We start from the raw sequence: 25,551 nt of genomic DNA, 5'->3' as shown, positions 1-25,551 counted from the left end.
TATCACTCCGAAAGGGTCCCTTTCGTACTCGGCGCGCCCTCCCGGCGCTCGTCGAACCGCGTCGCGTCGTCGAGCGCTCGAGCGAGCGCCTTGAACAGCGCCTCAACCTCGTGGTGGGCGTTCTCGCCCTCAACCGCGAGGTGGAGCGTTAGCCCGGCGTTCATCGCCAGCGACTCGCCGAAGTGCCGGGCCATGTCGCTCGTAAAGTCGCCGATCTGATCCTGAGAGAACTCGCCGTCGAAGTAAAACCGAGGGCGACCGCTCACGTCGACGATCGCCGAGGCGACGGCTTCGTCCAGCGGAACCCGTCGGTCGGCGTACCGGACGATCCCCGTTCGATCGCCCAGCGCCTCCGAGAGGGCCGTTCCGACGACGATCGCGACGTCCTCGACCGTGTGGTGATCGTCGATCTCGAGGTCGCCGTCGCAGTCGACCTCGAGGTCGAACAATCCATGTTTGGCCAGTGCGCTCAGCATGTGATCGAAGAACCCGATTCCGGTCTCGACGTCGGCGGTCCCGCTACCGTCGACGGTGAGTGTACACTCGATCGTCGTTTCGGCCGTCTCGCGGGTGACGGTCGCCGTTCGCTCGCTCATGGGCAAACGAGGGGGCCGGCGGTACAAGGCGATTGCGCTCGAACTGCTCGCTGACCCCCTCTCTGAAGCCCGGTTTGAGAACTCACGCTAATCCGGTAAAACTCCTTTAGAACGTTCTATAAAATGTCTAAAGATTTTTGAGTGCGTCTCGAAACATCCGATTACATCGCCTACTCGCGTAAAACGGACCGAAATTACGCCAACCTTCTCCCTATTATATGTTATCGCCGATGAAAGTCATGAGTAACTGAGGTGAATGTCCCGAGATGTCCAACTCCTCCCCGCTCCCGAACGAATCGATCGCTCAGTCGCCTACTGAGACGGATCGAGATATTGACACCCATCGCCGCCTGCTCCGGACGATCAAACGACCGGCCCAGTTCCTCTCGTTCTGGGTTGCGATCGCCTTGCCGTTCGTTCACGTCCCGTTGCTCTCTCAGGGTCTCGGCGACCCGACCGTTACGATGGCATTTCTCGCTCTGTTAGCAATCAACGTCCTCGCCCTCTATTTCGGTCACGGCTACAACCGATCGTCCTGACCGCGAACTCGCCGCTATTCTGCACACTACGTGGTTGCTCGGTTACGCGATCTCCGGTGAATCGCCGACCGAACCGATTATTTCCTCTCCGCCTCACGTTCTGACTCGATGAAGATCCGCGTCGACTGGCGCTCGAGTTGCAGCCTCACCGGAACGGTGTTAAAGTGGCTCGCCGTTCCGCTGGCCGCGCCGCTCGGTCTGGCGATGATCGACGGCTCCGATCCGACGCCGTTCGTCGTCGCGATTATTGCGACATTACTGGCCGGATTGGGGCTCGAGCGACTCAGCGTGGAGCGGGATCTCGGCCAGCGCGAGGCGTTTTTGATGGTCGCGGTGACGTGGCTCGCCGTCGCCGCTATCGGCGCGATCCCGTTTTTCGTCGCCGGCGTGGGCACGCTCGCCCATCCGGTCAACGCGCTCTTTGAGAGCACGAGTGGACTGACGACCACGGGAGCGACCGTGATCGATGATTTCGATGAACACTCGAGAGCGATCATGCTCTGGCGACAGCTCATCCAGTGGCTCGGCGGACTGGGTATCCTGGTCGTCGCCATCGGCCTGCTCTCGAACCTGATGGTCGGTGGTGCACAGTTGATGGAGACCGAAACGCAGACGCGAAACGTCACGAAACTCCGTCCGCACATCGGCGACACCGCTCGGCTCATCTGGGGACTGTATGTCGGACTAACGGTCGCGGCGGTGACGACCTTTTACGCGCTCTATCTCCTCGGTCTGGCGCCGGAAATGGATCTGTTCAACGCCGTGTCACACGCCTTTACAAGCGTCGCGACGGCCGGCTTTTCGCCGGAGGCCCAGAGCGCCGGCGCGTTTTCGCCGATCGCTCAGTGGGCGATCGTCCCCTTCATGATTCTCGGGGCGACGAACTTCGTGCTGATCTACTACGTCGTCCAGGGTAACTACCTCCAGCCGTTCAAAAGCGAGGAGTTCCGTTTCTACTTGAGTATCCTCGGCACATTCAGCTTGCTCGTCGTCGCCATTTTGTACGTCGACTCGACGTTCGATCAGGGGCTCGAGCCGACGGTCCGACACGGCGTGTTCAACGTCGTCTCGCTCGTCTCGACGACGGGCTACGCCTCGGTGGACTTCGACCTCTGGTCGCCCGGCGCGAAGCACATGCTCTTTTTATGCATGTTCATCGGCGGCATGGCGGGGAGTACGACCTGTTCGATCAAGTCCCTGCGCTGGCTCGTGGTTCTCAAGAGCCTCCATCGGAACCTCTTTACCTCGATTCACCCGCAAGCAGTTCGTCCCGTGCGACTCGGCGACAGCGTCGTCGACGAGGATACGATCACCGACATCTTCTCGTACGTCCTGCTCGCCATCGTGATCTTCTTCCTGCTGACGATTTTCCTCGTCGTCGACGCCGCTCGAGATCCCACCACTGTCGTCTCGGAGTTCGACGCGCTCGGGGCGGCGGCTTCGATCTTCCTGAATATCGGACCGGCGTTCGGAATGGCCGGTCCGATGGGCAACTACGAAGGGTTCTCGGTGTTCTCCAAGTTCGTCATGATCATCATGATGTGGATCGGACGCATCGAGATCATCCCCGTACTGGTACTGTTGACGCCGGCGTTCTGGCAGTCCTAATGAACGAAGTTCTGACACCGAAGTTTTGACACCGAAGTTTTGCTCTGCGGGCCAGCAAGCTGGCCCTCGGCAAAAATTCGATTAAAAGCGCTCCTCCTTCCTCTTCGTTCGCGTTGCTCACTCCGAGTCAGTTGTCGGCCCGCTCGGTCACTGACTCACGGGCGTCGCCCGTTCGTCGTCCCGCGGCGCGTCGCGCCGTGCTCTCGTGACCTCGCGGTTCAGATGGATGTGAACCGCCTGCCTTTCCCCGGGTCGCGGGCGTCTCGCCGTGGCTCGACGCCCGCTCCCGGCCACCGCTCTCTCAGATCGTTTCGTGCTATTGGGTGTCGACGACGGCCTGGGCCTCCTCGAGCGAAAACTCGCCCTCGTACAGCGCGCTCCCGACGACGACGGCGGCCGCGCCGGCTTCCTCGAGCGCCCGCACGTCTTCTAGCGTGGCGACGCCGCCGCTGGCCACGATGGGAATATCGGTCGCCTCGACGAGTTCCCGGACGGGTTCGGTGGCGACCCCCTCGAGTTGCCCTTCGACGTCGACGTTCGTAAAGAGGATCCCGGCGGCACCGAGGTCCTCGTAGCGTTCAGCGGCTTCGACGGGCGTAATTCCCGCCCCTTCGGTCCACCCTTCGATGACGACCTCGCCGTCTTTCGCGTCGAGGCTCACGACCACCGAATCAGGGTGGGTCTCGCTGATCTCGGCGACGATTTCCGGATTTTCGACGGCCGCCGTCCCCAGGATGACTCGGTCGACGCCGCGCTCGAGCAGATCGGTCGCACCCTCGGCGGTTCGGATGCCGCCGCCGAGTTGCGTCGGAACGGCTACCGAATCGACGACCGCGTCGATCGCGTCGGCGTTCGCTCGCTCCCCTTCGAAGGCTCCGTCGAGGTCGACGAGATGGAGCGTTTTCGCCCCCGCGTCGATCCACCGTTGTGCGGCATCGACGGGGTCGCCGTAGCGCGTTTCGGTACCGCGTTCGCCCTGTACGAGTTGGACGACTTCTCCATCCTGCACGTCGACGGCCGGTATCACCTCGAACGCTGGGAACTGGCTCATACGGGAACGCGCGGTGCCGGTCGGGATAATCCCGTTGGTCCGGCGCGACGACTCGGCACCGCTCTCGACGGTTCGTTTGTACCAACACCCTTCGATCTCGACCGGTCAGCGGCGAACAAAAATACGCGTGCTTTTAGGTCTTCACACTCTATTTTACAGACGTGACAGAAGTACTGCTACTCGTCGGAATTCTCGTTGCAGCCTTCGTCGGATACAATATCGGTGGTGCAACGACCGGCCCGGCATTCGGGCCTGCCGTCGGTGCAAATATCCTTTCGAAAGGCATTGCAGCGGCGCTGATGTCGATCTTCTTCGCGATCGGCGCATTTACGATCGGACGGGAGGTCGTCCATACGCTCGGAAACGAACTGGTGACAAGCACGGCTATCTTCACCCTCGAGGCCAATGTCGCCGTCCTCTTTTTCATCGGCGGTGCCCTCTTCATCGGAAACTATGCCGGCGTTCCGGCTTCCACGTCGATGACGGCGGTCGGCGCGATCGCCGCGCTCGGCCTGGCAACGGGCGAACTCAACTGGGCCGTCCTCGGAGAAATCGCCATCTGGTGGATCGTCGCCCCGATCATCGGCTTCTGGATCGGCGGCGTTGTCGGCCGGTATTTCTATACGCGGATCAACGAGTGGGTGGCCATCGAAGGCAACGCCGCTGAGGACGCCCTGCTCGGAATCGATACTTCGGGGTATATTCCCCGATTGCGCGTCGAAGCCGGCGTCTCGAGACGGGAGTGGACTGGGTCGACAGTCGTTATCATTATCGGCTGTCTCATGGCTTTCAGTTCGGGAACGAGCAACATCGCGAACGCCGTCGCACCGCTCGTCGGGAGCGGCGAACTCGCGGAGGATCCCGCCATCATCATCGGTTCGATCGCGGTGGCTATCGGCGCGTTTACCATCGCCCGCCGAACGCTCGATACGCTCGGTAACGATATCACTAACCTGCCTCTGACCGCGGCGGTTGTCGTCGCCGTCATCAGCTCGATGCTCGTCGTCGGACTCTCCTGGATCGGGATCCCGGCGAGTTTCGTCGTCATCGCGACCATGTCCATCGTCGGGCTAGGCTGGGGTCGTGCAACCCGGACGACTCGACTCTCGGAGGCAGCTCGAGGCGAAGAGACGGCGGTTTCGGTCGGTGCGCTCACGGCCGACGAGGAAGGCGAACCGTCCCCGGAAATCGGCGAGGAGGAAGTCAGCGACATTCCGAAAGCGTCCGATCTGTTCAATCCCTCGACGACGGCTCGGGTGATCCTCATGCAAAACGTCGTTCCGATTATTTCGACGACGGGAGCATTTCTCACGTTCCGATACGTTCCGATCTTCGGATTCTAACCGTTCGAGCTATTTCTGCCCGTATCTTTGATTCTAGACCGATATCTGCCGTGAAACTATACGATCACCGAACCAATCCATGGATACTTACCAATTCTATGTGAAAGACAATTTAGGACTGAACAGCAAGCTATACCAGTGCGGGACTCGAATCACCGCCTGATGCCCACCGTAGAATACCTCAACTACGAAGTGTTAGATGACCAGGGATGGGAGATGGACGACGACGACCTCTTCGAGAACGCGGCTGACGCCGGTCTCGACGATGAGGATTACGGCTCCCTCGACGTCGCCGAAGGCGAGTATATCCTCGAGGCCGCAGAGGCGCAGGGCTACGACTGGCCGTTCTCCTGTCGAGCTGGCGCGTGTGCAAACTGTGCAGCCATCATCAAGGAAGGCGAAATCCAGATGGACATGCAACAGATTCTCTCCGACGAAGAAGTCGAGGAGAAAGACGTCGTCCTGACCTGTATCGGTTCGGCTGAAACCGAGGAAGTCAAAATCGTCTACAACGCGAAACACCTCGACTACCTGCAGAACCGCGTCATTTAACGACCGTACTCGTACCCGTCGTATTTACACGGATTGTGGGATCCCTCGTGATCCCGCTTTACTATTCGACCGTAGCCTTGATTGTCCAGCCCGGAGTGGCTCTCTTCGGTCGCCCCCTCGCTTGTTCCGAACGCATTTCGACACAGCGGGCGATTTCGTCACGGAAGCTTTGGTCCCTCGGCGTAGATTTCAAACCTCGATGTATGCGCGGCAAGACTTTACCGTAACCAGCCAGTACTGGTCCCAAAATGGGTTCGTCATCTAAGCCCAGAACGGAACTCGAGATCAGGGTTCACCAACGCGAACTCGTTACCGACCTCGGAACGCAAGCGCTCGAGGACGACGATTCGGATAAGTTGCTCGAGGATGCTATAGAAGCGATCACGACGTCGTTGAACGCGGAATTCTGTCACGTTCTCGAAACGGACTCGAGCGACGAGCAGCTGTCTTTTCGCGAGGGTGCCGGGTGGGACGAGACGGGAGCGGAGTCCTCGAACCTGTCGACGATGTCGAAGTCGCTGTTTGGACACACCCTGCGTTCGGACGAGCCGGTTATCGTTTCTGAGCTCGAACCCGGGAATCGCTTTTCGGTCGCTTCAGTCCTCGTCGAACACGATATCACAAGCGGCATTACCGTTTCGCTCGGACCGGATGATGATCCGTGGGGTATTCTCGGCACGTACTCGACGAACCCCCGCGATTTCACCGAAGACGATGCCCGCTTCGTCGAAAACGTTGCCAGTATTCTCACGTCGGCTCTCGACGGACCGCGGCGGACCGACCGTCGGGATAACGACCGACGCACGGACCGAATCCTCGAGACGAGTCCGGTCGGCATTACCGCCATCGACGCTGACGGAACGATTACCTTCGCGAACGACCACGCCGAGGACCTCCTCGGTGGCTCGACCGATCAACTTCCGACCAGCGTTCTCGACGAATCGTGGGAGTTCGCCGATCGAGACGGCAACGAGATCTCGCCGGATAACACCGTTTTTTCACGCACGAAGCGGACCGAAGAACCGGTGATCGAAGACGGTATCGGCATTACTCAGGCAGACGGGACGCGCGTCTGGCTGTCGGTCCGTTGTACCCCCTTGTTCGACGGCGACGGCTCCTTCGATGGCGCGGTCTGTACGCAAACGGACGTCACCGATCGGAAAGAACTCGAAGGAAAGCTCGAGCGGATACTGGGCCGGATCGACGACGCGTTCTGTGCGTTCGACGACGAGCTTCGATATACGCTCGTCAACGATCGCGCGGAAGTGCTCCTCCAGCGTTCCGAGGAAGAACTCCTCGGGAACACGCTCTGGGAGATGTTTCCCGATGCGACCGACGATCAGGACGTTCGAGAGAGCTTCGAGACGGCGATAGAAACCCAGGAACCGACGAGTTACCAGCACTACTACGAACCGCTCGGGAACTGGATCGAGGGGAACATCTATCCGTCAGAAACGGGCGTCTCGTTGTATTTTCGCGACATCACCGAGCGCAAGGAGTACGAACGGAAACTCGAGCGCTCGAACGAACGGCTGGAGCAGTTCGCGTATGCGGCGAGTCACGACTTGCAGGAGCCGCTTCGAATGGTCACGAGCTATCTGAACCTGATCGAACGTCGACACGGCGCGGCCCTCGACGAGGAGGGGCGAGAGTTTCTCGAGTTCGCGGTCGACGGTGCCGAGCGGATGCACGAGATGATCGACGGACTCCTCGAGTATTCACGAGTCGAGATGCGAGGGGATCCGTTCGATATGATCGATTTGAACGACGTTTTCGCGGACGCCCGAAAGGACTTGAAAGTTCATATCGAGGAGACCGACGCTCGAATCACGGGGGGTTCGCTTCCGTGTGTCGAGGGGGACGGTAATCAGCTTCGACAGGTGTTTCAGAACCTCTTGAGCAACGCAATGGAGTATTCGGGGGCGGATCCTCCGCAGATTGATGTCTCGGCCAGGCGAGATGGAGACGAGTGGAAAATAACCGTTCAGGACAATGGTGTTGGGATCGATCCCAGTAACGAAGGCCGTATCTTTCAGGTCTTTCAACGGTTCCCAAGCGCCGACGATCAGCAAGGGAGCGGCATCGGACTCGCACTCTGCAAGCGGATCGTCGAGCGACACGACGGACAGATCGACGTCGATTCGGTTCCCGGCGAGGGCTCGACGTTTACGATTACGCTTCCGGTTTCTCGCGAGCAATCGCCGTAGTTTCGCGATAGCGACGCGAAGCCGATGAAACCGTCGCGCCGACTTGCTCGGAGTCAGAAACGACCCACCGCTTTGCCCTTGCTCGGAGTCAGAAACGCCCCACCACCTTGCTCGGCTCTCGAACTACAATATCTTGAGAGGTATCTTCCATCATATTACTGTCTATTATTGGTTCTCTCTTCTTATATTTCATATTGTGGGGTAATCGGTTATCGGGTTCTCTCCGCTGAATACTCCACCGACTGTAACATCTATAGATAAAATCTCGAATAATGTAGTGTATAACTGGAAAATATAGCCGACTGTCTGATCGATTGAACTGCTCTACGAACGCTTTCCTATTCTTCTTCTTATCCCGGGAAATTCGTTCGCTAGATAACTGAGACAGCACTTCCTTCTGTGAGTTGGCTTTCTCAAGTATCTTCCCGGTCCATTAAGTAACATCTGGATAATATGTAGTGTAATATGTTATTTATGGCATCATAGGAACGGTTCAGGCTGGTCGATTCGAATCATTCTCGCAGATTCGTCTCCCGATTTTTGTCGCACGGTTCGCTCGGAAGCCCCAACCGCGTCTCGGTGGTTTCACTGGGTTCGATCCTATATGTGGGTCTCTATATATCGCATGGCCGAACCGCCCCTCGAGAAATCGTCGTTCGTCGAAACCGACTCCGCGTCGTTCGGACGGCGAAATCCGAAACCGTCCTAGCCGCCGATGTACGTCTCGACGAACTTGTCCGACTCGAGGCTGTCCGGCGTTCCCGAGCGTCGAACGGCCCCGTTCTCGAGCAAGTAGAGGCGGTCTGCGTGTTCGAGCGCGAAGGTGATATTTTGTTCGCAGATGAGGACCTCGACGGACAGTTCTTGAATCGATTCGAGGGCTTCGCTGATATCCTGCAGGATAACCGGTGCGAGTCCGATCGAGGGCTCGTCGAGGATGAGGAACTCGGGATCGCTCATCAGCCCCCGCCCGAGCGAGAGCATCTGCTTTTCGCCGCCGCTCAGCGACTGTGTCTCCTGGGATCGTCGCTCCTCGAGTCGCGGAAAGAGATCGAAGACGTCTGCGAGTCGTTCTTCCTCCCCTTCGTCGTTCAGGTATGAGCCGAGTCGAAGGTTCTGTTCGACGCTCATGTAGTCGAACAGGTCCCGCCGCTCCGTGCAGTAGAACAAGCCGTCGTCGATCAGTGCCGGCGTCGACGAGTCGGCGATCTCCGTCCCGTTGTACCGGATGGTTCCCTCGTAGTCGTGAAACCCGCCAATCGTATCGACGAGCGTCGATTTCCCCGCTCCGTTGGGGCCGATAACCGCGACGGTTTCGCCGCTTCGAACGGCGATGTCGACGTCCTTGAGCGCCTGTACTTTCCCGTAGGATACCGACAGGTTCTCGACCGAGAGCACGGCGTCGTCGGCGTCCGGCGTCGTTGTACTCATAGTTCACCTCCGAGATAGGCCTCCTGAACCGTCGGATCGTTTCGAATCTCTTCCGGACTGCCTTCGGCGATCTTTTCGCCGAACGAGATCACGACGACCCTGTCAACGAGGTCGAGGAGTCCGTGCATGTTGTGATCGATAACGATCAACGTCATGCCGTCTTCGCGAAGCGATCGGAACAGCGTCGCCGTTCGTTCGACCTCTTCGGGCGTGAGTCCGGCGAACGGTTCGTCGACTAACAGGAGGTCGGGATCCGTCCCGAGGGCGCGACCGACCTCGAGGCGTAACAGCCCGGCGTGTGGCAGTTCGTCCGGCGTCTGGTGCATGTATTCGGTCAACCCGACCTGCTGACAGATATCTTTGGCCCGATCCTCGACGTCGGTCCGAAACTCTTCGATCGAGAACAACTTGTTAGGTACCATCGAGAGCGAAACGTTCTCGAGGACGGTTCGATCGTCTAGCGGTCGAAACGTCTGATAGGTCCGTGCCAGTCCCTTCTCGACGAGCGCGTACTGTGGCACGCCCGTGATGTCTTCGTCCCGATAGTACACCTTGCCGTCGGTCGGCGGAAACGCCCCCGAGACGCAATTGAACGTCGTCGACTTGCCGGCTCCGTTCGGCCCGATGAACCCGAGAATTTCCCGGTCGTGAACCGAAAACGAAAGATCGTCGACGGCGACGACGCCGCCGAAGCGCTTGGTCACGTTCTCGAGTCTGAGCACGTCGTCCGTGTTCGCTGTCCCATCCGTCGATTGCGTAGATTGTGAGCTCATTGATGTCTCCGTATTAAGTGGTCGGCTTTCCGCGTTGGTCTCGCCACGCTAGCAACGTACGTCCCCGGTCGGCCAGCCACGGAACGACTCCTTTCGGAAGGAAAAACAGGACCAAAAGCGCGACCGAGAAGAAGATCACCATCGAGACGTGACTGACGGTCGACTGGAGGAAATCTCGAACGAAGTAGTAGCCGATCCCAGCGGCTGCGGGGCCCGTGATCGTCCCCATCCCGCCGAGAATGGCGATCAGTACGACTTCGATACTGACGACGACCGCCAACAGAAGCCCCGGATTCGGATTCCCGACCGGAGTGTGGACGAACGCCGCCCCGGCGAGGCCGCCGACCGCACCGCTCATCGTGAAGGCGAAAACCTTGAACTTCGCCGGGTTGATACCCGAGGCGAGTACCGCGTCCTCGTCCTCTCGAATCGCCGTGAATATGTCGCCGACGTACGAGCGAGTGAAGACGTAAAACAGGGCGAAGATCGCCAGGAACAACAGGAGACTGAGATAGTAGTAGACGAACACCTCCTGATCGAACGGCGTTTCGAAACCGATCGTCGAAAGGATCGGTGCTATCGTGTCACCGACGGAAATCAGATTATCCGGACTGCGCAACCCCGCTTCTCCACCGAGCGTTCCGGGGAAGATGTTGACGATCTGTACGAGTATGAGCGGAACGATGAGCGTGATGAGCGCGAGATACGGTCCTCGAAGCCGAAGTGCGGGAACGCCGATAACGACGCCGAGAATTCCCGCCGCAATCGTTCCGATGATGATTGCGAGCAGGGGTGTAACGTCCAGGTGGAGATTAAAAAGCGCCGCCGTATAGCCGCCCGTGGCGAAGAACATACTGTGTCCGAAGCTGAGCTGACCGGTGTACCCCGAGACGTAGTCCCAACTCATCGCGAACATCCCGAGAAACAGCGCGCCCGTAAGCTGTCGTAACGTAAGAACGGGGAGCAAAAACGGTGCAGATGCTAACCCTATCAGACAGACGATACCCACTGCTTGTCGCGGCTCGAGATCCAGACGTGTCATGTCATCACTTACCCTCTCGCTAGAGATGACGCAACATTGTATTTATAACTTATTGTCCAGTGTTGACTCGTGGGTTATGGCATGTTACCAACACACTTATTTAGGAGGGTGGTCATCCCAACTATTATGCGTGATAACGCAACCCAGGGTATCGACAGACGACGGTTTGTCGGAATGATTGGTGCAGGTGCAACGATGTCCGTTGCGGGGTGTCTCGGTGGTTCAAACGGCGGGAACGGCGATGATGGGGTCCAGATCGGGCTCCTCGCCTTCGAACCGGGAAGTGCACCGCAAGGAACGGCACAGGAATACGCCGCGGAACTGGCCGTCGACGAAATCAACGACGACGGCGGAGTGCTCGGAGAGGAGGTCGAACTTCACGTTGCAAACTATCAAGGTTCGCCGACGACCGCCGAGGATCGGTATCTCGAGTTCGTCGTCGACGATAACGTCGATATGACCGCCGGCGTGTTCCAGACGGAGGTCATGCTCGACCTCATGGAGAACATCGCAGAACATCAGGTCGTTCACATCAGCGGCGGAAACACGTCGCCGGAGGTTTCGCGGTACCTCGCGGACGATTACGATCGATACAAGTACCATTTCAGACCCTACGGAAACGGAGTCCTCTGGGCGGAGTCGGTCGCGGAGTTCGCCGGGTACATGCACGAGGAAGAGGGGTGGGATCGAATCGCCGTGCTCAACGAGGAGTTCGAGTGGACCCAGCCGTTCTCGGAGGATCTCCCGGACTTGCTCGAGGACCAGGGGATCGAAGTGCCGTACAACGAGCGCTATCCGGGCGACACGGATAACTTCACACCGATGTTCGACAGTATCGAGGGAGAAGACGCCGACGCCGTTCTGATGAGCATGGCACACACCGCTGGTCCCGCACAGATTCAGTGGCGAGACGAGGAACGGGAGTTCGCGATCGCCGGGTTGATCTCACAGATCAACGACCCCGGCGCACACGAGGCGTTCGACGGTGCGACCGAGTTCGCGATGAGCAATACGCCGGGTGTCCACACCGCGGAACTCACCGATCAAACGATTCCGTTCGCCGAGAACTATTACGACGAATTCGGCGTCTATCCGAACGACGCCTTCTCCTACGCCACCTACGACGGCATCAAGATGTGGGCCGAAGTCGTCGAGCAAGAGGAGACGACAGATTCCGAGGCGATCGTTCCGGCGCTCGCGTCGCACACATACGAGGGTACCCGCGGAACGGTCGCGTTCAACGGCGAAGGAGACGAATTCCCCCACGACGCCCAGTTCGGGGAGGACCGCCTTCGCCGAGTCAACTTCCAGTGGCAAGTTGACGACGACGGAGACGGCATCCAGGAAGTGGTTTACCCGGAGGATCTGGCAACGGCCGACTATCAGGAACCAGAGTGGTTCTGACGAATGGTTGACATCGTCGGTATCGTCGCGAACACGCTCATCCTCGGTTCGCTGTACGCGCTCATCGCGATCGGGTTCACGCTGGTGTTCGGCGTCGCCGGGCAGGCGAACCTCGCCCACGGCGGAACCATTACGGTCGGCGCGTTTACCGCATGGTTCGTCGCCGGCATGGGATACGGCGTCTGGATCGGGCTTGCTGCCGCGACGGTGATGGGAGCGCTCTTCCACGTCGTCTTGCATTCCGTCTTCGTTAAGCACACGGACGACCCGGTCAACGTCCTCATTATCACGCTCCTGGCCTGGCTGGTCATCGAGTACTCGTTTCGAGCGGCCGTCGGGACCGATCCTCGATCGGTCCCCTCGATGCTCGCCGGCAGTACATCGATCGGCGGCGTCTCGTTTCTCTACAACAACCTGCTGATATTCGTCATCTCCTGGCTGTTCATCATCGGGTTGTTCGTGTTCATCAACCACACGAAAGTCGGACAGGCGATTATCGCGACGGGACAGAACGAAAAGGGCGCGGCGCTGGTCGGCATCAACACGAACCAGATCACGCTCCTCGTCTGGGCGGTGGCCGGTCTCCTTGCTGGCTCTGCAGGTGTTATGTACGGGACCTTCCGGGCCGCGTCCTACGATATGGGTATGATGCCGCTGGTTCTGGCGTTCGCGATCGTCATCCTCGGCGGCATCGGCTCGATTCGGGGGAGCCTCATCGCCGCGTACGTCATCGGCTTTCTCGAGGTGTTCACGACGACCGCCATTTCGCCGCGATTAAGCGGTATGACGGCGCTGATCGTGATTATCCTCGTGTTGCTCTACAAACCGACCGGCCTCTACGGGCGGGAACTGCCGCACTAAGCCGGTTTTCACCTCTTCTCTCGAAGCTTCGTCGAGGACCCCTCGAGCGCACCGTCTCTTTCTTCGAGGAGATCATCTCGCTCTCGAGAGAACACTACCCGACCACCCTCGGAAAAAGTGTTCGGCCGGTAGATATATTCGGACGGTCTTCCAACAGGTGCGCTAATGACTAGCAGTGAGCTGTTGCTTCCGGATCAGATCGCTCGCGACGACATGGACGGCGAAGACGAGAACGGCCGGTTGCGAGCGGAACGCGATTTCTGGCGAAACCTCTTCGAAGGGATCGTCGACGAGTTCCCGGAACCGATCCTCGTCGTCAACGACGGCGGTGCTATCACACACTGGAACGACGCAAGTATGGAACTGACCGGCGTCTCCGAAGCGGACGCGGTCGGAGAGCAGGCGCTGGATGTGATCGGCACCGAAGGCGTCGAGGAAACCCTGGCGGAGGAGATCGCCAGAAAAGGAACCCCAATTCAGGAAGAACAGATACGCTCCGGCGGTCCACCCGACGATCAGTGGCATATCCGCACGGCCGGCGTCCCGCTTCGTTCGCCCGACGGCGAGTCGATCGGCGCGTTCGAGTACATCACCATCGTGACGGATCTGGTCGACCAGCGCAACGAACTCGAGGAGATACAGGCGGCGATCAGTGAAACCGTCGACGGCGCGGTCGAGGAGTTGCTTACGGCGGCCGAGACGAACGCGGAGATCACCGACGACGTCGACGACCTGACCGCACAACAGGTCGAGAACCTCGCCGAAGTTCGCAACGAGATGGAGTCGCTGTCGGCGACCGTCGAAGAAATCTCCGCGAGCGCCGAAGCGGTCAGCAACCAGAGCCAGACGGCCGCCGAACTGGCCGCCGATTCCAAGGAAGCGACCGCTGACATCGTCTCGATGATCGACGAGGTTCGCGGCGCGACCGATACCCTTTCAGAGAGTACGCGAACCCTCGAGCAGCGGATCGAAGAGATCGACAAGATCGTCGACGTGATCGACAAGATCGCCGACGAAACGAACCTGCTGGCCGTCAACGCGAACATTCAGGCCGCGCAGGTAGATGCTGGGGCCGAAGGATTCGGCGTCGTCGCGGACGAGGTCAAAGAGCTTGCCGACCAATCGAAAGCGGAAGTCGGGACGATCGAGGACATCGTAAAGGATGTCAGCCAGAACACGACCGAAACGATCGATAGCGTCGAGACGACGATCAGCCGCGTCGATGAAGCCGTCGAGCGCGCTCGTACGATCGACGACAAACAATCCGAAATTCGGGCCGCCGTCGAGGAAGCCAATACGGGTATCGACCAGATCGCCGGGGCGACGGACGACCAGGCGGCGACCGCCCAGGAGGTCACGACGATGCTCGGCACGTCGGTCAGTCAGATTGAAGAAGTCGCCTCGGAAATCGAAACGCTGGCCGAAACGAACGACCGGCAGGCCGACAAAGTCCGAGAAGTCCACGAGGAGGTGCAAGACCTCGGCTCGGAGTTGTAGCCCACCGGATTTAGTGCAAATAAACGACCGTTGTCTGGAAATTCTCTCGAGCATAACGTACTCGATAGGTGATTGTGTTGACTGCTTAAGGTATTCTTATGTATGTTACCATGTAACTCTCGTACTGGATGCATTCAGACAGTCACACGCGTTTGCGTCGTCGCCGATTACTCCTGTTGCTCGGTGCTGGAGCGACAACGGGCATCGCCGGATGTTTCGAGTCCGAGGAGACGGCCGACGACCCGCTAAACGGAAGAACAGAGACGGACGTCATGGTCGAGATGCGAGACGGCGTTGAACTCGCGACGGATATCTACCGGCCGTCGGACGACGGCGAGTATCCAACGCTTTTGATGCGAACGCCGTACGACAAGACCGAGGAGGGCGTCCCCGGAGGAACCGAAGCCGCGGTTGAGAACGGCTTCACCGTCGTTTTACAGGATGTCCGGGGCCGATTTGGTTCGGAAGGAACGTTCGATCCGTTCGTCTTCGAGGCCGACGACGGATACGACACGATCGATTGGATCGCCAAGCAATCGTGGAACGACGGACAGGTCGGCATGCTGGGCAGTTCCTACGTCGGAATGACGACCTGGCAAGCCGCGTTAGCCGAACCGCCCGCCCTCGAGGCCATCGCCCCGACGATCACGCCCGGCGATTACTACGAGCACATCAAGTATCCGGGCGGCGCGTTCGAACTGGCCAGCGCGTTCGGGTGGACGATACAGGTCACTTTTCAGGGCTTAGAGGGAGGTCAAATCGAGGATGCGGACCCGGAAGCGATTGGGACGTTTACCGAGGAGATCGCCGAGAATCCGATGGAGTACATGGAGTACCGCCCGCTCGAGGAGATTCCCAGCTTCGACGAACTCGCGCCGTACTGGCGCGACTGGCACGAACATTCGACGTACGACGAGTTCTGGGCTGGCCTCGACGTCACGGAAGGGATCGACGACGTCGATATCCCGGTCTTGCACGCCGGCGGCTGGTACGATATTTTCCTGACCGGCCACACCGACGTCTATCGGGCGATTCAGGAGGATGGCGGCGAACGGATTCGCGACAACCACCACATGGTTATTGGCCCGTGGGACCACATGACCTTCGGAACGTCGGAGACCGAGGTCGGCGACCGCGATTTCGGCGAACAGAGCGCGGCAACGATGGTGTCAGAACGGATCCTCCCCTGGTTCGATCACCACCTCAAGGGCAAGGAGACGGAGGCGGCGAGCTATCCCGACGTCGAGTACTTCCAGATGGGCGACAACGAGTGGCGCGAAGACAGTCGATGGCCGCCAGCTCATGAACCAACGACGCACTTCCTGACGAGTGATGGCGAAGCGAACTCGAGACACGGTGACGGGAAACTCGTTGACTCGTCCACCAAGTCCGGCACGACTGCCGACACCTACGAGTACGATCCCCTTGACCCCGTTCCCTCCGTCGGCGGCCCAGTTTTGAATCCCGAAGCCGTCCCGCCGGGGGTGAGGAATCAATCAGCTGTTGAAGAGCGATCGGACGTGCTCGTCTACACGTCTGAGAAACTGGTCGAGTCGGTCTCGATCGCCGGCCCCGTATCGGTCGCGCTTTCGGCCTCGAGTTCCGCGCCCGACACCGACTTCACGGCGAAACTCGTCGACGTCGAGCCCGACGGCTACGCCGCGAACATCACCGAAGGCGTTGTCCGGGCTCGGTACCGCGACTCGCTCGCGGAGCCGTCGTTCATGACGCCGGGAACCGTTTACGAACTCGATATCGACCTCTGGCCGACCGCGCACACGTTCGCCGAGGGTCACCGGATCAGATTGGAAGTGAGTAGCAGTAACTTCCCGCGATTCGACCGCAATCCGAACACCGATATCGAGGAGATATCGAAAGCCACCGAAGACGACGTTCAGCGCGCGACACAGCAGGTGTTCCACGACGAGGACCGTCGGTCTTGTCTGGTACTCCCGGTCGTCGACTGATCGGCTCGGATCATGCGCCGAATAGGTTCGGACCAAGTGCGTCCTGAAAAATCGGACCGAGCTCGAGGAATCGAATCGAGCCCGAACGTGCCCGAACGACCGAATCGACTCGCTACTCCTCGAGCGGAAGCCCGTCGTACTCCTCGTCGAAGTCATCACGGAGTACCTTCTTGTTGAACTTCCCGGTCGTCGTCTTCGGAATCTGCTCCCGGAAGACGATCTTGTCGGGCATCCACCACTTGGGATACCGCTCGAGGAGGTGCTCCTCGAGTTCGCCGGCGGTCACGTCTTCCGTGTTCGAAACCACGTAGGCGACCGGTCGCTCGTCCCACTTCTCGTGTTCGACGCTGATGACGGTCGCCTCCTCGACCGCGTCGTGGGCCATCAGTTCGTTCTCGAGTTCGATCGAGGAGATCCACTCGCCGCCGCTCTTGATGATGTCGTCGAGTCGGTCGACGACCTCGAGGTAGCCGTACTCGTCGATGGTGCCGACGTCGCCGCTCTTGAACCACCGTCTGGAAGACGCGCCGTCCGACTCCCCGGTCGCTTCGCTCTCGGGGACGTCTTCGGTGAACGACTGCTCGGTCTGCTCCGGCCGATTGAAGTACTCGTCGATGAGCCAGGGTGATCGGGCCTGAATCTCGCCGGAGGACTCGCCGTCGTGAGGAACGGGATCGCCGTTCTGGTCCCGAAGCCGGATCTGCACGCCGGGTGCGGGAATGCCAGGTTTCATCTGCTGGTGGTACTGCCCGCTTTCGTCGAGTTCTTCCTGGACCTCGGTGGTCGTCATCGTGTTCACGAGGTGGGGAGCCGCCTCCGTCATCCCGTAACCCTGGTGGATCGGCGCTTCGATCTCCTTGTCGAACTTCTCCATGAGCCACTCGGGCGGCGAACTACCGCCGGTTAGGACTCGGTCTAAGCTCTCGAGTTCCACGTCGTCGCGCTCGTCATAGAAACTCGCCATCTCGCGCCAGACGGTCGGCACCGCCGCGGTGACCGTGACGTTCTCGCGGTCGATAAGCGCCGCCGTCTCTTCGGAACTGGTCTTCGGTCCCGGCAGTACGAGCTTCGAGCCACAGAACGTCGCGGTGTAGGGGAGCCCCCAACCGTTGACGTGGTACATCGGGACGACGGGCATGACGACGTCGTTTTCGCTGATTTTGAACACGTCCACGTGGCTGTGGGTGAGCGTGTGCAGGTAGAGCCCGCGGTGCGTGTAGGCCGCGCCCTTCGGGAGCCCCGTCGTTCCCGACGTGTAGCAGATCCCGGCCTCGCGTTCCTCGTCGATTTCGGGCCACTCGTAGTCGGTGGCCTGTCCTTCCAGGAGGTCCTCGTAGGACCGGACCGGCTCGAGGTCGGTTTCGGGAACCTCGTCGTCGAGGATCACGTACTCCTCGACCGTTTCTAACTTATTCGCGACGGCTTCGACGGTGTCGACGAACTCGGGATCGACGAAGACGACCTCGTCTTCGGCCTCGTTGATGATCTCCACGATGTGCTCCTCGGGGAGCATGTGGTTCGTCATGTGGATGCTCCGACCGCTACAGGAGAGCCCGAAGTAGAGTTCGTAGTGGCGGTGGTGATTGATCGCCATCACCGACGCTCGACTCCCCAGCTCGAGGCCGAGTTCGTCGAGCCCGTTCGCGAGCTGGCAGATCCGCTCTTCGGCCTCGCTGTAGGTGTAGCGATGCGTCGTACCGTCCGCTTCTTCGGAGACGATCTCCTTGTGGCCGAACTGGGAGACCGCCCGATCGAGCATGACCTGCAGGGTGAGTTCGTAGTCTTTCATTGTTCTTCACCTCGTGGTTCGAACCGATAAAAGACCCGCTCCCGTTCAGTCCCGTCGTCGATGTCGACGATCTTCAGCGAGACCGGATCGCCGATCTCGAGGTCGTCGTACCGAGCGTCGTCGATCCGCGCCGAGAGCTTGACCTCGCCGAGATCGACGATGGCGACGACGAACGGTGACGTGTCGTGGTAGCCAAGCGGCGTGCCGCCGCGGGACTCGCTGAACGCGAATAGCTCGCCCTCGTGTGGTAAGTCGACGTACTCGAGGTCGTCGCTCATACACTCGGGACAGACGATCCGGGGCGGGTAGTGGGTCTCCCCGCACTCGAGACAGCGCGTGGTCGTCAGCCTGCCCTCGTCGAGGTTCTCGTAAAACTCGTAGATCTGGGTGTGTTCTGCCGTCTGTCGTTCGTAGAAATCGAGCAGGTCGGGGAGCTCGATCTCCGAGGGGATCGATACGGTTGTTCTCGGGACCGATCCGTTCGCGTCGTTCGAGCCGGACTGATCGGTCGAATCGGTGGAATCTGGTTGCTCCGTCATTGTGGATCACGCCCCAGCGTCATGACGCTGTGAACTGACGCACTGCCGCTCAAGTTGTGGATGAGTCCGGTCGTCGCGTCCTCGACCTGTCGGTCACTCGAGACGGTGCCCTGGAACTGATTCGTGATTTCGAGGGCCTGCGAGACGCCGGTCGCCCCGAGCGGGTGGCCACAGCCAAGTAGGCCGCCGCGCGGGTTGACCGCGATATCGCCGTCGAGATGGCTTCGACCGTCCTCGATGAACTGGCCGCCTTCGCCGCGTTCGACCCAGCCGAGTTCCTCGTACTCGATGATCTCGCTGATCGAGAAACAATCGTGGACCTCCGCGACATCGATTTCTTTCAGCGGGTCCTCGATGCCGGCCTGATCGTAGGCTTCCTGAGAGGCTTCTCGAGCCTGCGGCCAGCCGTCGTAGGATGGCAGGTTGTTGATCGAGTTGCCCGCCATCGAGGATTGACCGCTCCCGGTGATCCAGGCGGGGGTGTCGGTTACCTCTCGAGCTTTCTCCTCGCTCATCACGATCACGCCCGAGGCGCCGTCCGTGATACCGCTGCAGTCGTAGAGGTGAAGCGGCGGTGCGATTTCGGGCGATTCGGTGACATCTTCCGGATCGATCTCGCGCTGGAACTGTGCGAAGTCCGTCTTCGCCGCGTTGGACTTGTTCTTGGCGGCGACCTGCGAGAGCTGTTCGCGGGTCGTGCCGTACTCGTGCATGTGTCGCTGGGCGTACCAGGCGAAAAACGGCGGCGCAGAGAGGCCGTTGACGCCGTCGAACTCCCTGTCGAGGACGTTCGACATCGACGCCTGCATCTCGGGCATCTGCTCTTTGCCGAGGTTCATCTTCTCGACGCCGAGGACGAGCGCGACGTCTAACTGGCCGGCCGCGATGGCGAGCCAGGCGTATCGCAGGGCGGCCTGGCCGCTCGCACAGGCCAGTTCCGTGCGTGCGATCATCTTCGTCACGTCGATACCGAGCAGTTCCGCGACCATCGGCGCGACGTGGGATTGGAACGCGAACCGTTCGGGCTGGACCGCGCCGACGAACAGCCCCTCGATGTCCTCGGGACCGATATCTGGGACGGCGTCGAACGTCGCCTTGCCGCCCTCCTGTGCGAGGTCCTTCCAGCTAGCGTCGCGGTCACCCCACGACGTTTGCCCGCCGCCGACGATTGCGACGTTGCGGGTCATCGATCACTCACCCGTAAACTCCGGATCGCGGTTCTCCCTGAACGCCGTGACGCCCTCGAGCATGTCGTCGGTGGTCGTCAGCAGGGCGAACGACTGCTTTTCCATCGACAGGCCCGCGTCGAGGCTCGTCTCCTGGCCCTCGTTGATGACCTGCTTTGCGGCCTTGAGCGCGACCGGCGGCCCCGAGACGAGATCCGAGACGATGTCGTCGACGACGTCTTCGAACTCGTCGTCCTCGACGGCGTGGTTCAGAATCCCCCACTCTTCGGCCTCCTCCGCACCGATCTTGAGGCCCCGGAAGACCATCTCCTTCGCTCGGTTCTCGCCGACGAGTCGAACGAGGCGCTGAGTCGCGCCGCCGCCGGGGATCAGGCCGAGATCCGTCTCGGGCGTGCCGATCGTCGATCCTTCCTTTCCGATCCGGATGTCGCAGGCGAGCGCGAGTTCGATACCCGCGCCGAGACAGAAGCCGTCGATCTTCGCGACCGTCGGCCGGTCGAACTCATAGACGGTCGTAAACACGTCGTCCGGGTCCATGATGTCGACCGGCTCGCCGGCGGTGAAGCCGGTGATATCCGCGCCGGAGCTGAACGCCCGGTCGCCGGCACCGGAGAAGACGACGCAGCTGACTTCGTCGACGTCGACATCGGTCAGCAATCGGTCGATCTCCGCGAACATGTCCTCGGACATCGAGTTCAGCCGTTCCTGGCGGTCGAGCGCCACGTCGAGGACGCCGTCGTCGGTGAGTTCCCAGTCGAGGTAGTGGTATGGTGGGTCAGTTCGGTAGTCGTAGAACCCTTTGCCGGCGTCTTCGCCGGTGTGGCCTTCCTCGACGAGTTCGAGGAGGTAGTCGGACGGCTCGTAGCGGTCCGCGCCGTACTCCTCGTGGAGCGACTCGAGTTTCTCGAGGACGGCGTCGAGGCCGACGCGGTCGCCGCGCCGGCACATCCCTTCGGGGAAACTGCCGCCGAGACGGAGCCCGGTGTCGATCTCCTCGGGTGTCGCGACGTCGTTTCCGATGAGCCACGCCGCGTTGTTGATCATGACTGCCTCGGTTCGAAGCGCGTCGAAGTCGCCGGCGTCGCTCGGGCCGTAATCGACGCCGTCGGCGTCCGACGCCTCCCCGTCGCCGTAGTCGTAGAACCCTTTGCCAGTCTTCTTCCCGAGGTTTTCGTTCTCGACTTTCTCCGCGACTGCGGGTGGAACGGGCTGGTCGGAGGCGTCGCGGAAGTGATAACCGATGTCGATGCCGCCGAAGTCGTTGAGTTCGAACGGCCCCATCGGATAGCCCCGTTCGTAGACCATCGTCGCGTCGGCCGTCTGAATGTCCGTCTCGTCGTTCGAGAGCATCCAGGCCGCCTCTTCCATGAACGGGACGAGGACGGTGTTAACGACGAAGCCGTGGACGTCCTTGCGCACGTGGATCGGGGTCTTGTCGACCGACTCGACCCACTCGTAGCCGGCCTGGGCGTACTCCTCGCTCGTCGCTTCGCCGCGGATTACCTCGACGAGATCCATCTTCACCGGCGGGTTGAAAAAGTGAAGCCCGATGACCTGTTCCGGCCTGTCGGTCGCCATTGCGATCTCCGAAATCGAGAGACTCGAGGTGTTCGACGCCAGAATCGCGTGATCGGGCGCGTGTTCATCGACCGTCGAGAAGGTATCCTTCTTGATCTCCATCTGCTCGGGAACGGCCTCGATCACGAGATCTGCGTCCGAGACGGCGTCGGGAAGGTCGGTGGTCGTCTCGATTCGCTCGAGAACGTCTTCGCTGGATTCGTCGATTCGCCCCTTTTCCGCGAGCTTTTCGACGCTCCACTCGATATTTTCGTAGCCCTCGTCGACGAGGTCTTCCTCGAGATCGCGCATCGTTACGTCGTAGCCACCGATCGCAGCGACCTCTGCGATCCCGTGACCCATGCTTCCTGCGCCGAGAACCGCGACTCGTCTCACTGTGTCAATCGTCATCAATGGAAACTGCGTGTTTGGTTCTCATATATCTTTGGAAGCGACACCCGGCGATTCGCCGCTACCGTCGTTTACCGGCGGGTAACAGCCAGTCAGTTGCCGCTATCGAGCGTTGTCGGTATCGGTCCGGACAGCCGGTCAGGAGAACGCCCGTCACCCGGGACCCCTACTGTCCAATATAGTTGGATACATTGGCTTAGCCCGCGACGATGGTTGTTATCCAGAAAAAATCATGTAATAAACGACGGAACACGATCCCATTACAATCTTATGTGTGTAATTGATGTTGGCAGATGATCTTCACACTGTCTACTTTGCTTGGACGCCATGTGGTTGCTGAGCCAACACTTCATCACTACTCAGTTTGTACGGCTCGTTGTGGTACGTTTTCATCCACCTCGTCTAATATAATCGAACCACTTAACAGACTCAACGTGCCAATTGATACCGTGACTAAATCCACTCCATCACTCACGTCGGTCCAACGGGTGTTCGAGGTCATCCACCTCCTCTGGGAAACCAACGGTGCAGGCCCGTCCGAAATAGCGACACGAATGGAGATTCCAAAAAGCACCGCGCACGTGTACCTCCGGACGCTCGAGACGACCGGCTACGTCGTCAACCAGAACGGCGAGTACTCTCTCAGTTACAAGTTCCTCTCGACGGGGTCGCGGATCAAGTACCGAAGCAGGATCTATCAGGTTTCGAAGCTAGAGCTCAAGCGACTCACCGAGGCGACTGGCGAACTGGTGACGCTGGTGATCGAAGAGGCGGGACAGTCCGTGATTCTCCACGAGGAGTTCGAGGATCAATCCCTCGAGTTAGGAATCTATCCCGGCATGACCCTTCCGACACACTCCCACGCGCCCGGAAAAACCATCCTGGCACACATGTCGGACGAGCGCCTCGAGGAGTTCCTCGAGACGCGCGGGCTCCCGCAGGTGACCGATCGCACGATTACGGATCGGGAGACGCTTTTAGACGAACTCGAGACCATCCGCGAGCAGGGATACGCGGTCGATTGGGACCAGCAAGTTAACGGAATGGGGTTGCTCGCCGTCCCGATCATCGTCGAGGGGGAGTTAGAGGCCTGCATCGGTATCGCAGTGCCGACCGGGCGAATGAAAAACGAGTCCTACCAGCGGACGCTCCTTCGGGAGGCGGAGGAGTCGGCGGATACGATCAGGATCAAGTATCGGTACGGTCAGTAGGCGAAACGATGGAGTGAGTCGCATGCAGTAATCCGAGGGAGTGGCGTGGACGATATAACAACTAACAAAGAACTATGCAAATAGAACATATATTTTATATAAAATGCTCCCGCCAATAACCGATAGTCGATGGCTCTTCAATATATTTATGTATATCTAATACGTCCGAAACTGTGTCCGTAATACCTTATTACGCACTTAGATCACACCACCCCTGTAAGCATTCGACTCCGCCCGTTTGTCATAGAAGAGAAACCAGTACAGCGATGAAATCACTGCATACCCCGTTCAATCCCGGTTAGTACGCTACTTTCCTTCAGGTCGTTTTGATATTTCATACTATATTCATAACGAGTATTCTAGTATCCAATATAATTGGTATTATCTGTGGCCGGTAATTCGATCAGGAGCATCTCTGATCGCTCGTCTATCGTCTGCTGTTCTCACCGGTTGACTCGGCCACATCTCTGTTGGGCCGAAACTATAACGCTCCCTCGCTCGAGAGGGAGTCGTGTGATAGGTTCGGCTTCGTTGACGGCGGTTCCCGATCTCCTTCGATTGATCGCCGTTCCGGTATTCGCGTGGGTCGCGTATCGCGATATCAAAACTCGGCGCGTCTCGAGCGGCGTCTGGATTCCGCTGTCGACGCTCGGTGCGCTCTTGCTCGTCTGGGACGGGTGGCTCGCCTGGAACGCGTCCGATTCGACCGTCTGGTTCGAAGAATTCTTGCTACCGGTGACTGTGAGCCTGGGCTTCGTCGTCCCGCTCGCGTATCTGTTCTGGTGGTTCGGCGGTTTCGGCGGGGCGGACGCCAAGGCGCTGATGGCGCTCGCGTTGCTCTTTCCGACCTTCCCGCAGTACGTCGTCGGTTCCGTCGGGTTTCCGACGGCGACGACGCCAGTCGGCACGTTCTCCTTTACGATCCTCACAAATGCCGTGCTGATCGGTATCGCCATTCCGCTCGCACTCGCCGCCCGAAACGCCCTCGCCGGGCGAATCGCGCCGGTGATGTTCCTCGGCTGGCCCATCTCGTGGGATCGGGTGACCGAAACCCACGGGACGCTTCTCGAGTCGCCGAGCGTGCTCAACCGCGGCGGACTCGATCTGGATGCGCTTCGGATGTACCTCCGCTGGCGCAACGTCTCTCTCGAGGAGCTTCGGTCGGATCCCGAGCGCTATCGGGATCCCGACTCGCTCCCCGAGGAACCGAACCAGCCAACCGACGGTGCCGTCGACGCGGCGGTTCGAACCGACGGCGGGGAGCCCCTCGAGTCGTCGGTTGCCGATGAAGAGACGGAACGAGCGGGCCTCGATGAGGAGTCGGGAGAGGCGGATCTCGACGAGGAGTCGGACCAGCCGACTATCGACGGGAAGTCGGTGGCCGCCCCCGAAACCGAGCCCGCGATCGACGATCCGTGGGGTGCCGAGGCGTTCCTCGAGGACATCGATCACGCGGCTTACGGCACGTCTGCCGAGTCGCTCCGGTCGGGACTCGAGAGCCTGACGGACGAACAGACGGTCTGGATTTCGCCGGGAACGCCGTTTCTGGTACCGGTCTTCCTCGGACTGGTAATCGCGCTGGTTTACGGCGATCTTCTGTTCGGTCTGTTCGTCTGAGAGCCGATTCGGGAGCTGATAGCGCGATTCGCTATTTTCGGAGAAGGTGTTGGGGGAGAGGCTACTCACCGCTCACGCGAACAGTCGTTCGTACAGCGGCACGAGAACCGTCCAGAGCACGACGATCGCCCCGCCGCCGATGATAATTCCGAGCCACAACTCGCCCGTGCCGGTCGGCGGCCCGCTCGCTATCGCGACGTAGGTTCCGACGACCAACAGCACGCACCCAAGCAGTGTCGCCACCTCGAGTGCCGCCGCGACGGGGTGTTCCCGCGCCAGCGCGGCCAACCTGCTCAATCCGCTTGCCGGACTCATACTCGAGGCTCACGCTCGAGTGTAAAAACACTCACGGCAGTTCGATTCGGTCGA

At 59.9% G+C, this 25,551-nt stretch carries 21 protein-coding genes; 11 read left to right on the top strand and 10 right to left on the bottom strand.

The annotated features are described in order from the left end of the window. Positions 1-2: 2 nt before the first annotated feature. Positions 3-596, bottom strand: a complete 594-nt coding sequence (gene hisB, locus ACYQ14_RS09620; protein ID WP_459887460.1) for an imidazoleglycerol-phosphate dehydratase HisB — start codon at positions 594-596, stop codon at positions 3-5. 266 nt (positions 597-862) lie between these two features. Here hisB and ACYQ14_RS09615 point away from each other — a divergent pair, with 266 nt between their 5' ends. After that, positions 863-1,135 carry a DUF8028 family protein gene (locus ACYQ14_RS09615; protein ID WP_459887458.1) on the top strand — a complete coding sequence of 91 codons (273 nt, stop codon included), beginning with the start codon at positions 863-865 and terminating at the stop codon, positions 1,133-1,135. A 108-nt stretch (positions 1,136-1,243) separates the two neighbouring features. Then, a complete protein-coding gene (locus ACYQ14_RS09610; RefSeq protein WP_459887456.1) occupies positions 1,244-2,743 on the top strand; it encodes a TrkH family potassium uptake protein in 1,500 nt (499 codons plus the stop codon). A 316-nt stretch (positions 2,744-3,059) separates the two neighbouring features. Here the strand turns inward: ACYQ14_RS09610 and hisA are convergent, their stop codons facing one another. Further along, on the bottom strand, positions 3,060-3,794 hold the full coding sequence (gene hisA, locus ACYQ14_RS09605; RefSeq protein ID WP_459887454.1) for a 1-(5-phosphoribosyl)-5-[(5-phosphoribosylamino)methylideneamino]imidazole-4-carboxamide isomerase: 735 nt from the start codon (positions 3,792-3,794) through the stop codon (positions 3,060-3,062). A 161-nt stretch (positions 3,795-3,955) separates the two neighbouring features. Here hisA and ACYQ14_RS09600 point away from each other — a divergent pair, with 161 nt between their 5' ends. The 3 genes from ACYQ14_RS09600 to ACYQ14_RS09590 all read left to right on the top strand — a co-directional run bounded on the left by ACYQ14_RS09600 (position 3,956) and on the right by ACYQ14_RS09590 (position 7,896). Next, positions 3,956-5,137, top strand: coding sequence for an inorganic phosphate transporter (locus tag ACYQ14_RS09600; protein WP_459887452.1), 1,182 nt, complete (start codon positions 3,956-3,958; stop codon positions 5,135-5,137). A gap of 162 nt (positions 5,138-5,299) precedes the next feature. Beyond that, positions 5,300-5,689, top strand: coding sequence for a ferredoxin Fer (fer, locus tag ACYQ14_RS09595; RefSeq protein ID WP_283836684.1), 390 nt, complete (start codon positions 5,300-5,302; stop codon positions 5,687-5,689). A gap of 248 nt (positions 5,690-5,937) precedes the next feature. Continuing rightward, positions 5,938-7,896 carry an ATP-binding protein gene (locus ACYQ14_RS09590; RefSeq protein ID WP_459887451.1) on the top strand — a complete coding sequence of 653 codons (1,959 nt, stop codon included), beginning with the start codon at positions 5,938-5,940 and terminating at the stop codon, positions 7,894-7,896. A 705-nt stretch (positions 7,897-8,601) separates the two neighbouring features. On the opposite strand, the gene ACYQ14_RS09585 is transcribed toward ACYQ14_RS09590, so the two are convergent. Genes ACYQ14_RS09585 through ACYQ14_RS09575 form a run of 3 tightly spaced genes read right to left on the bottom strand, consistent with a single transcriptional unit; the run spans position 8,602 to position 11,142 of the window. After that, entirely contained in the window at positions 8,602-9,327 is a 726-nt protein-coding gene (locus ACYQ14_RS09585) for an ABC transporter ATP-binding protein (RefSeq protein WP_459887449.1), read from the bottom strand. Next, positions 9,324-10,100, bottom strand: a complete 777-nt coding sequence (locus tag ACYQ14_RS09580; RefSeq protein ID WP_459887447.1) for an ABC transporter ATP-binding protein — start codon at positions 10,098-10,100, stop codon at positions 9,324-9,326. Before ACYQ14_RS09580 ends, ACYQ14_RS09585 begins: the two co-directional genes overlap by 4 nt. Before the next feature lie 13 nt (positions 10,101-10,113). Then, positions 10,114-11,142, bottom strand: coding sequence for a branched-chain amino acid ABC transporter permease (locus ACYQ14_RS09575; RefSeq protein WP_283836688.1), 1,029 nt, complete (start codon positions 11,140-11,142; stop codon positions 10,114-10,116). Positions 11,143-11,268: 126 nt separating this feature from the next. Between ACYQ14_RS09575 and ACYQ14_RS09570 the strand changes: the two genes are divergently transcribed. The 4 genes from ACYQ14_RS09570 to ACYQ14_RS09555 all read left to right on the top strand — a co-directional run bounded on the left by ACYQ14_RS09570 (position 11,269) and on the right by ACYQ14_RS09555 (position 16,871). Further along, positions 11,269-12,546, top strand: coding sequence for an ABC transporter substrate-binding protein (locus tag ACYQ14_RS09570; protein WP_459887445.1), 1,278 nt, complete (start codon positions 11,269-11,271; stop codon positions 12,544-12,546). Between the two features lie 3 nt (positions 12,547-12,549). Continuing rightward, positions 12,550-13,407 carry a branched-chain amino acid ABC transporter permease gene (locus ACYQ14_RS09565; RefSeq protein WP_459887443.1) on the top strand — a complete coding sequence of 286 codons (858 nt, stop codon included), beginning with the start codon at positions 12,550-12,552 and terminating at the stop codon, positions 13,405-13,407. 165 nt (positions 13,408-13,572) lie between these two features. Then, positions 13,573-14,904 (top strand): methyl-accepting chemotaxis protein, encoded by a 1,332-nt coding sequence (locus ACYQ14_RS09560; protein WP_459887441.1) that lies wholly within the window; start codon positions 13,573-13,575, stop codon positions 14,902-14,904. 128 nt (positions 14,905-15,032) lie between these two features. Further along, complete coding sequence (locus ACYQ14_RS09555; RefSeq protein ID WP_459887439.1) at positions 15,033-16,871, top strand: CocE/NonD family hydrolase; 1,839 nt, start codon at positions 15,033-15,035, stop codon at positions 16,869-16,871. 112 nt (positions 16,872-16,983) lie between these two features. On the opposite strand, the gene ACYQ14_RS09550 is transcribed toward ACYQ14_RS09555, so the two are convergent. Genes ACYQ14_RS09550 through ACYQ14_RS09535 form a run of 4 tightly spaced genes read right to left on the bottom strand, consistent with a single transcriptional unit; the run spans position 16,984 to position 22,354 of the window. Next, on the bottom strand, positions 16,984-18,660 hold the full coding sequence (locus ACYQ14_RS09550; RefSeq protein WP_459887437.1) for a long-chain fatty acid--CoA ligase: 1,677 nt from the start codon (positions 18,658-18,660) through the stop codon (positions 16,984-16,986). Next, positions 18,657-19,199 carry a Zn-ribbon domain-containing OB-fold protein gene (locus ACYQ14_RS09545; protein ID WP_459887435.1) on the bottom strand — a complete coding sequence of 181 codons (543 nt, stop codon included), beginning with the start codon at positions 19,197-19,199 and terminating at the stop codon, positions 18,657-18,659. The genes ACYQ14_RS09550 and ACYQ14_RS09545 overlap by 4 nt, the downstream gene beginning before the upstream one ends. Then, a complete protein-coding gene (locus tag ACYQ14_RS09540) occupies positions 19,196-20,386 on the bottom strand; it encodes a thiolase C-terminal domain-containing protein (protein WP_459887433.1) in 1,191 nt (396 codons plus the stop codon). Before ACYQ14_RS09540 ends, ACYQ14_RS09545 begins: the two co-directional genes overlap by 4 nt. A gap of 3 nt (positions 20,387-20,389) precedes the next feature. Next, positions 20,390-22,354, bottom strand: a complete 1,965-nt coding sequence (locus tag ACYQ14_RS09535; RefSeq protein WP_459887431.1) for a 3-hydroxyacyl-CoA dehydrogenase/enoyl-CoA hydratase family protein — start codon at positions 22,352-22,354, stop codon at positions 20,390-20,392. A gap of 449 nt (positions 22,355-22,803) precedes the next feature. On the opposite strand from ACYQ14_RS09535, the gene ACYQ14_RS09530 reads away from it, so the two are divergent. Next, a complete protein-coding gene (locus ACYQ14_RS09530) occupies positions 22,804-23,565 on the top strand; it encodes an IclR family transcriptional regulator (protein WP_459887429.1) in 762 nt (253 codons plus the stop codon). A gap of 513 nt (positions 23,566-24,078) precedes the next feature. After that, on the top strand, positions 24,079-25,182 hold the full coding sequence (locus ACYQ14_RS09525; protein WP_459887427.1) for an A24 family peptidase C-terminal domain-containing protein: 1,104 nt from the start codon (positions 24,079-24,081) through the stop codon (positions 25,180-25,182). A gap of 72 nt (positions 25,183-25,254) precedes the next feature. On the opposite strand, the gene ACYQ14_RS09520 is transcribed toward ACYQ14_RS09525, so the two are convergent. After that, positions 25,255-25,497 carry a hypothetical protein gene (locus ACYQ14_RS09520; protein WP_459887425.1) on the bottom strand — a complete coding sequence of 81 codons (243 nt, stop codon included), beginning with the start codon at positions 25,495-25,497 and terminating at the stop codon, positions 25,255-25,257. Positions 25,498-25,551 lie beyond the last annotated feature (54 nt).

Source organism: Halostagnicola bangensis (assembly GCF_054653435.1).
The sequence above is the reverse complement of the archived record's forward strand: the minus strand, read 5'-3'. Positions and strand labels throughout refer to the sequence as shown.

Excerpts from the sequence above, each read along its gene's own strand:
- hisB (WP_459887460.1), bottom strand. The coding sequence starts at position 596 with ATGAGCGAGCGAACGGCGACCGTCACCCGCGAGACGGCCGAAACGACG.
- ACYQ14_RS09615 (WP_459887458.1), top strand. The coding sequence starts at position 863 with ATGTCCAACTCCTCCCCGCTCCCGAACGAATCGATCGCTCAGTCGCCT.
- ACYQ14_RS09610 (WP_459887456.1), top strand. The coding sequence starts at position 1,244 with ATGAAGATCCGCGTCGACTGGCGCTCGAGTTGCAGCCTCACCGGAACG.
- hisA (WP_459887454.1), bottom strand. The coding sequence starts at position 3,794 with ATGAGCCAGTTCCCAGCGTTCGAGGTGATACCGGCCGTCGACGTGCAG.
- fer (WP_283836684.1), top strand. The coding sequence starts at position 5,300 with ATGCCCACCGTAGAATACCTCAACTACGAAGTGTTAGATGACCAGGGA.
- ACYQ14_RS09590 (WP_459887451.1), top strand. The coding sequence starts at position 5,938 with ATGGGTTCGTCATCTAAGCCCAGAACGGAACTCGAGATCAGGGTTCAC.
- ACYQ14_RS09585 (WP_459887449.1), bottom strand. The coding sequence starts at position 9,327 with ATGAGTACAACGACGCCGGACGCCGACGACGCCGTGCTCTCGGTCGAG.
- ACYQ14_RS09580 (WP_459887447.1), bottom strand. The coding sequence starts at position 10,100 with ATGAGCTCACAATCTACGCAATCGACGGATGGGACAGCGAACACGGAC.
- ACYQ14_RS09575 (WP_283836688.1), bottom strand. The coding sequence starts at position 11,142 with ATGACACGTCTGGATCTCGAGCCGCGACAAGCAGTGGGTATCGTCTGT.
- ACYQ14_RS09570 (WP_459887445.1), top strand. The coding sequence starts at position 11,269 with ATGCGTGATAACGCAACCCAGGGTATCGACAGACGACGGTTTGTCGGA.
- ACYQ14_RS09565 (WP_459887443.1), top strand. The coding sequence starts at position 12,550 with ATGGTTGACATCGTCGGTATCGTCGCGAACACGCTCATCCTCGGTTCG.
- ACYQ14_RS09560 (WP_459887441.1), top strand. The coding sequence starts at position 13,573 with ATGACTAGCAGTGAGCTGTTGCTTCCGGATCAGATCGCTCGCGACGAC.
- ACYQ14_RS09555 (WP_459887439.1), top strand. The coding sequence starts at position 15,033 with ATGCATTCAGACAGTCACACGCGTTTGCGTCGTCGCCGATTACTCCTG.
- ACYQ14_RS09550 (WP_459887437.1), bottom strand. The coding sequence starts at position 18,660 with ATGAAAGACTACGAACTCACCCTGCAGGTCATGCTCGATCGGGCGGTC.
- ACYQ14_RS09545 (WP_459887435.1), bottom strand. The coding sequence starts at position 19,199 with ATGACGGAGCAACCAGATTCCACCGATTCGACCGATCAGTCCGGCTCG.
- ACYQ14_RS09540 (WP_459887433.1), bottom strand. The coding sequence starts at position 20,386 with ATGACCCGCAACGTCGCAATCGTCGGCGGCGGGCAAACGTCGTGGGGT.
- ACYQ14_RS09535 (WP_459887431.1), bottom strand. The coding sequence starts at position 22,354 with ATGACGATTGACACAGTGAGACGAGTCGCGGTTCTCGGCGCAGGAAGC.
- ACYQ14_RS09520 (WP_459887425.1), bottom strand. The coding sequence starts at position 25,497 with ATGAGTCCGGCAAGCGGATTGAGCAGGTTGGCCGCGCTGGCGCGGGAA.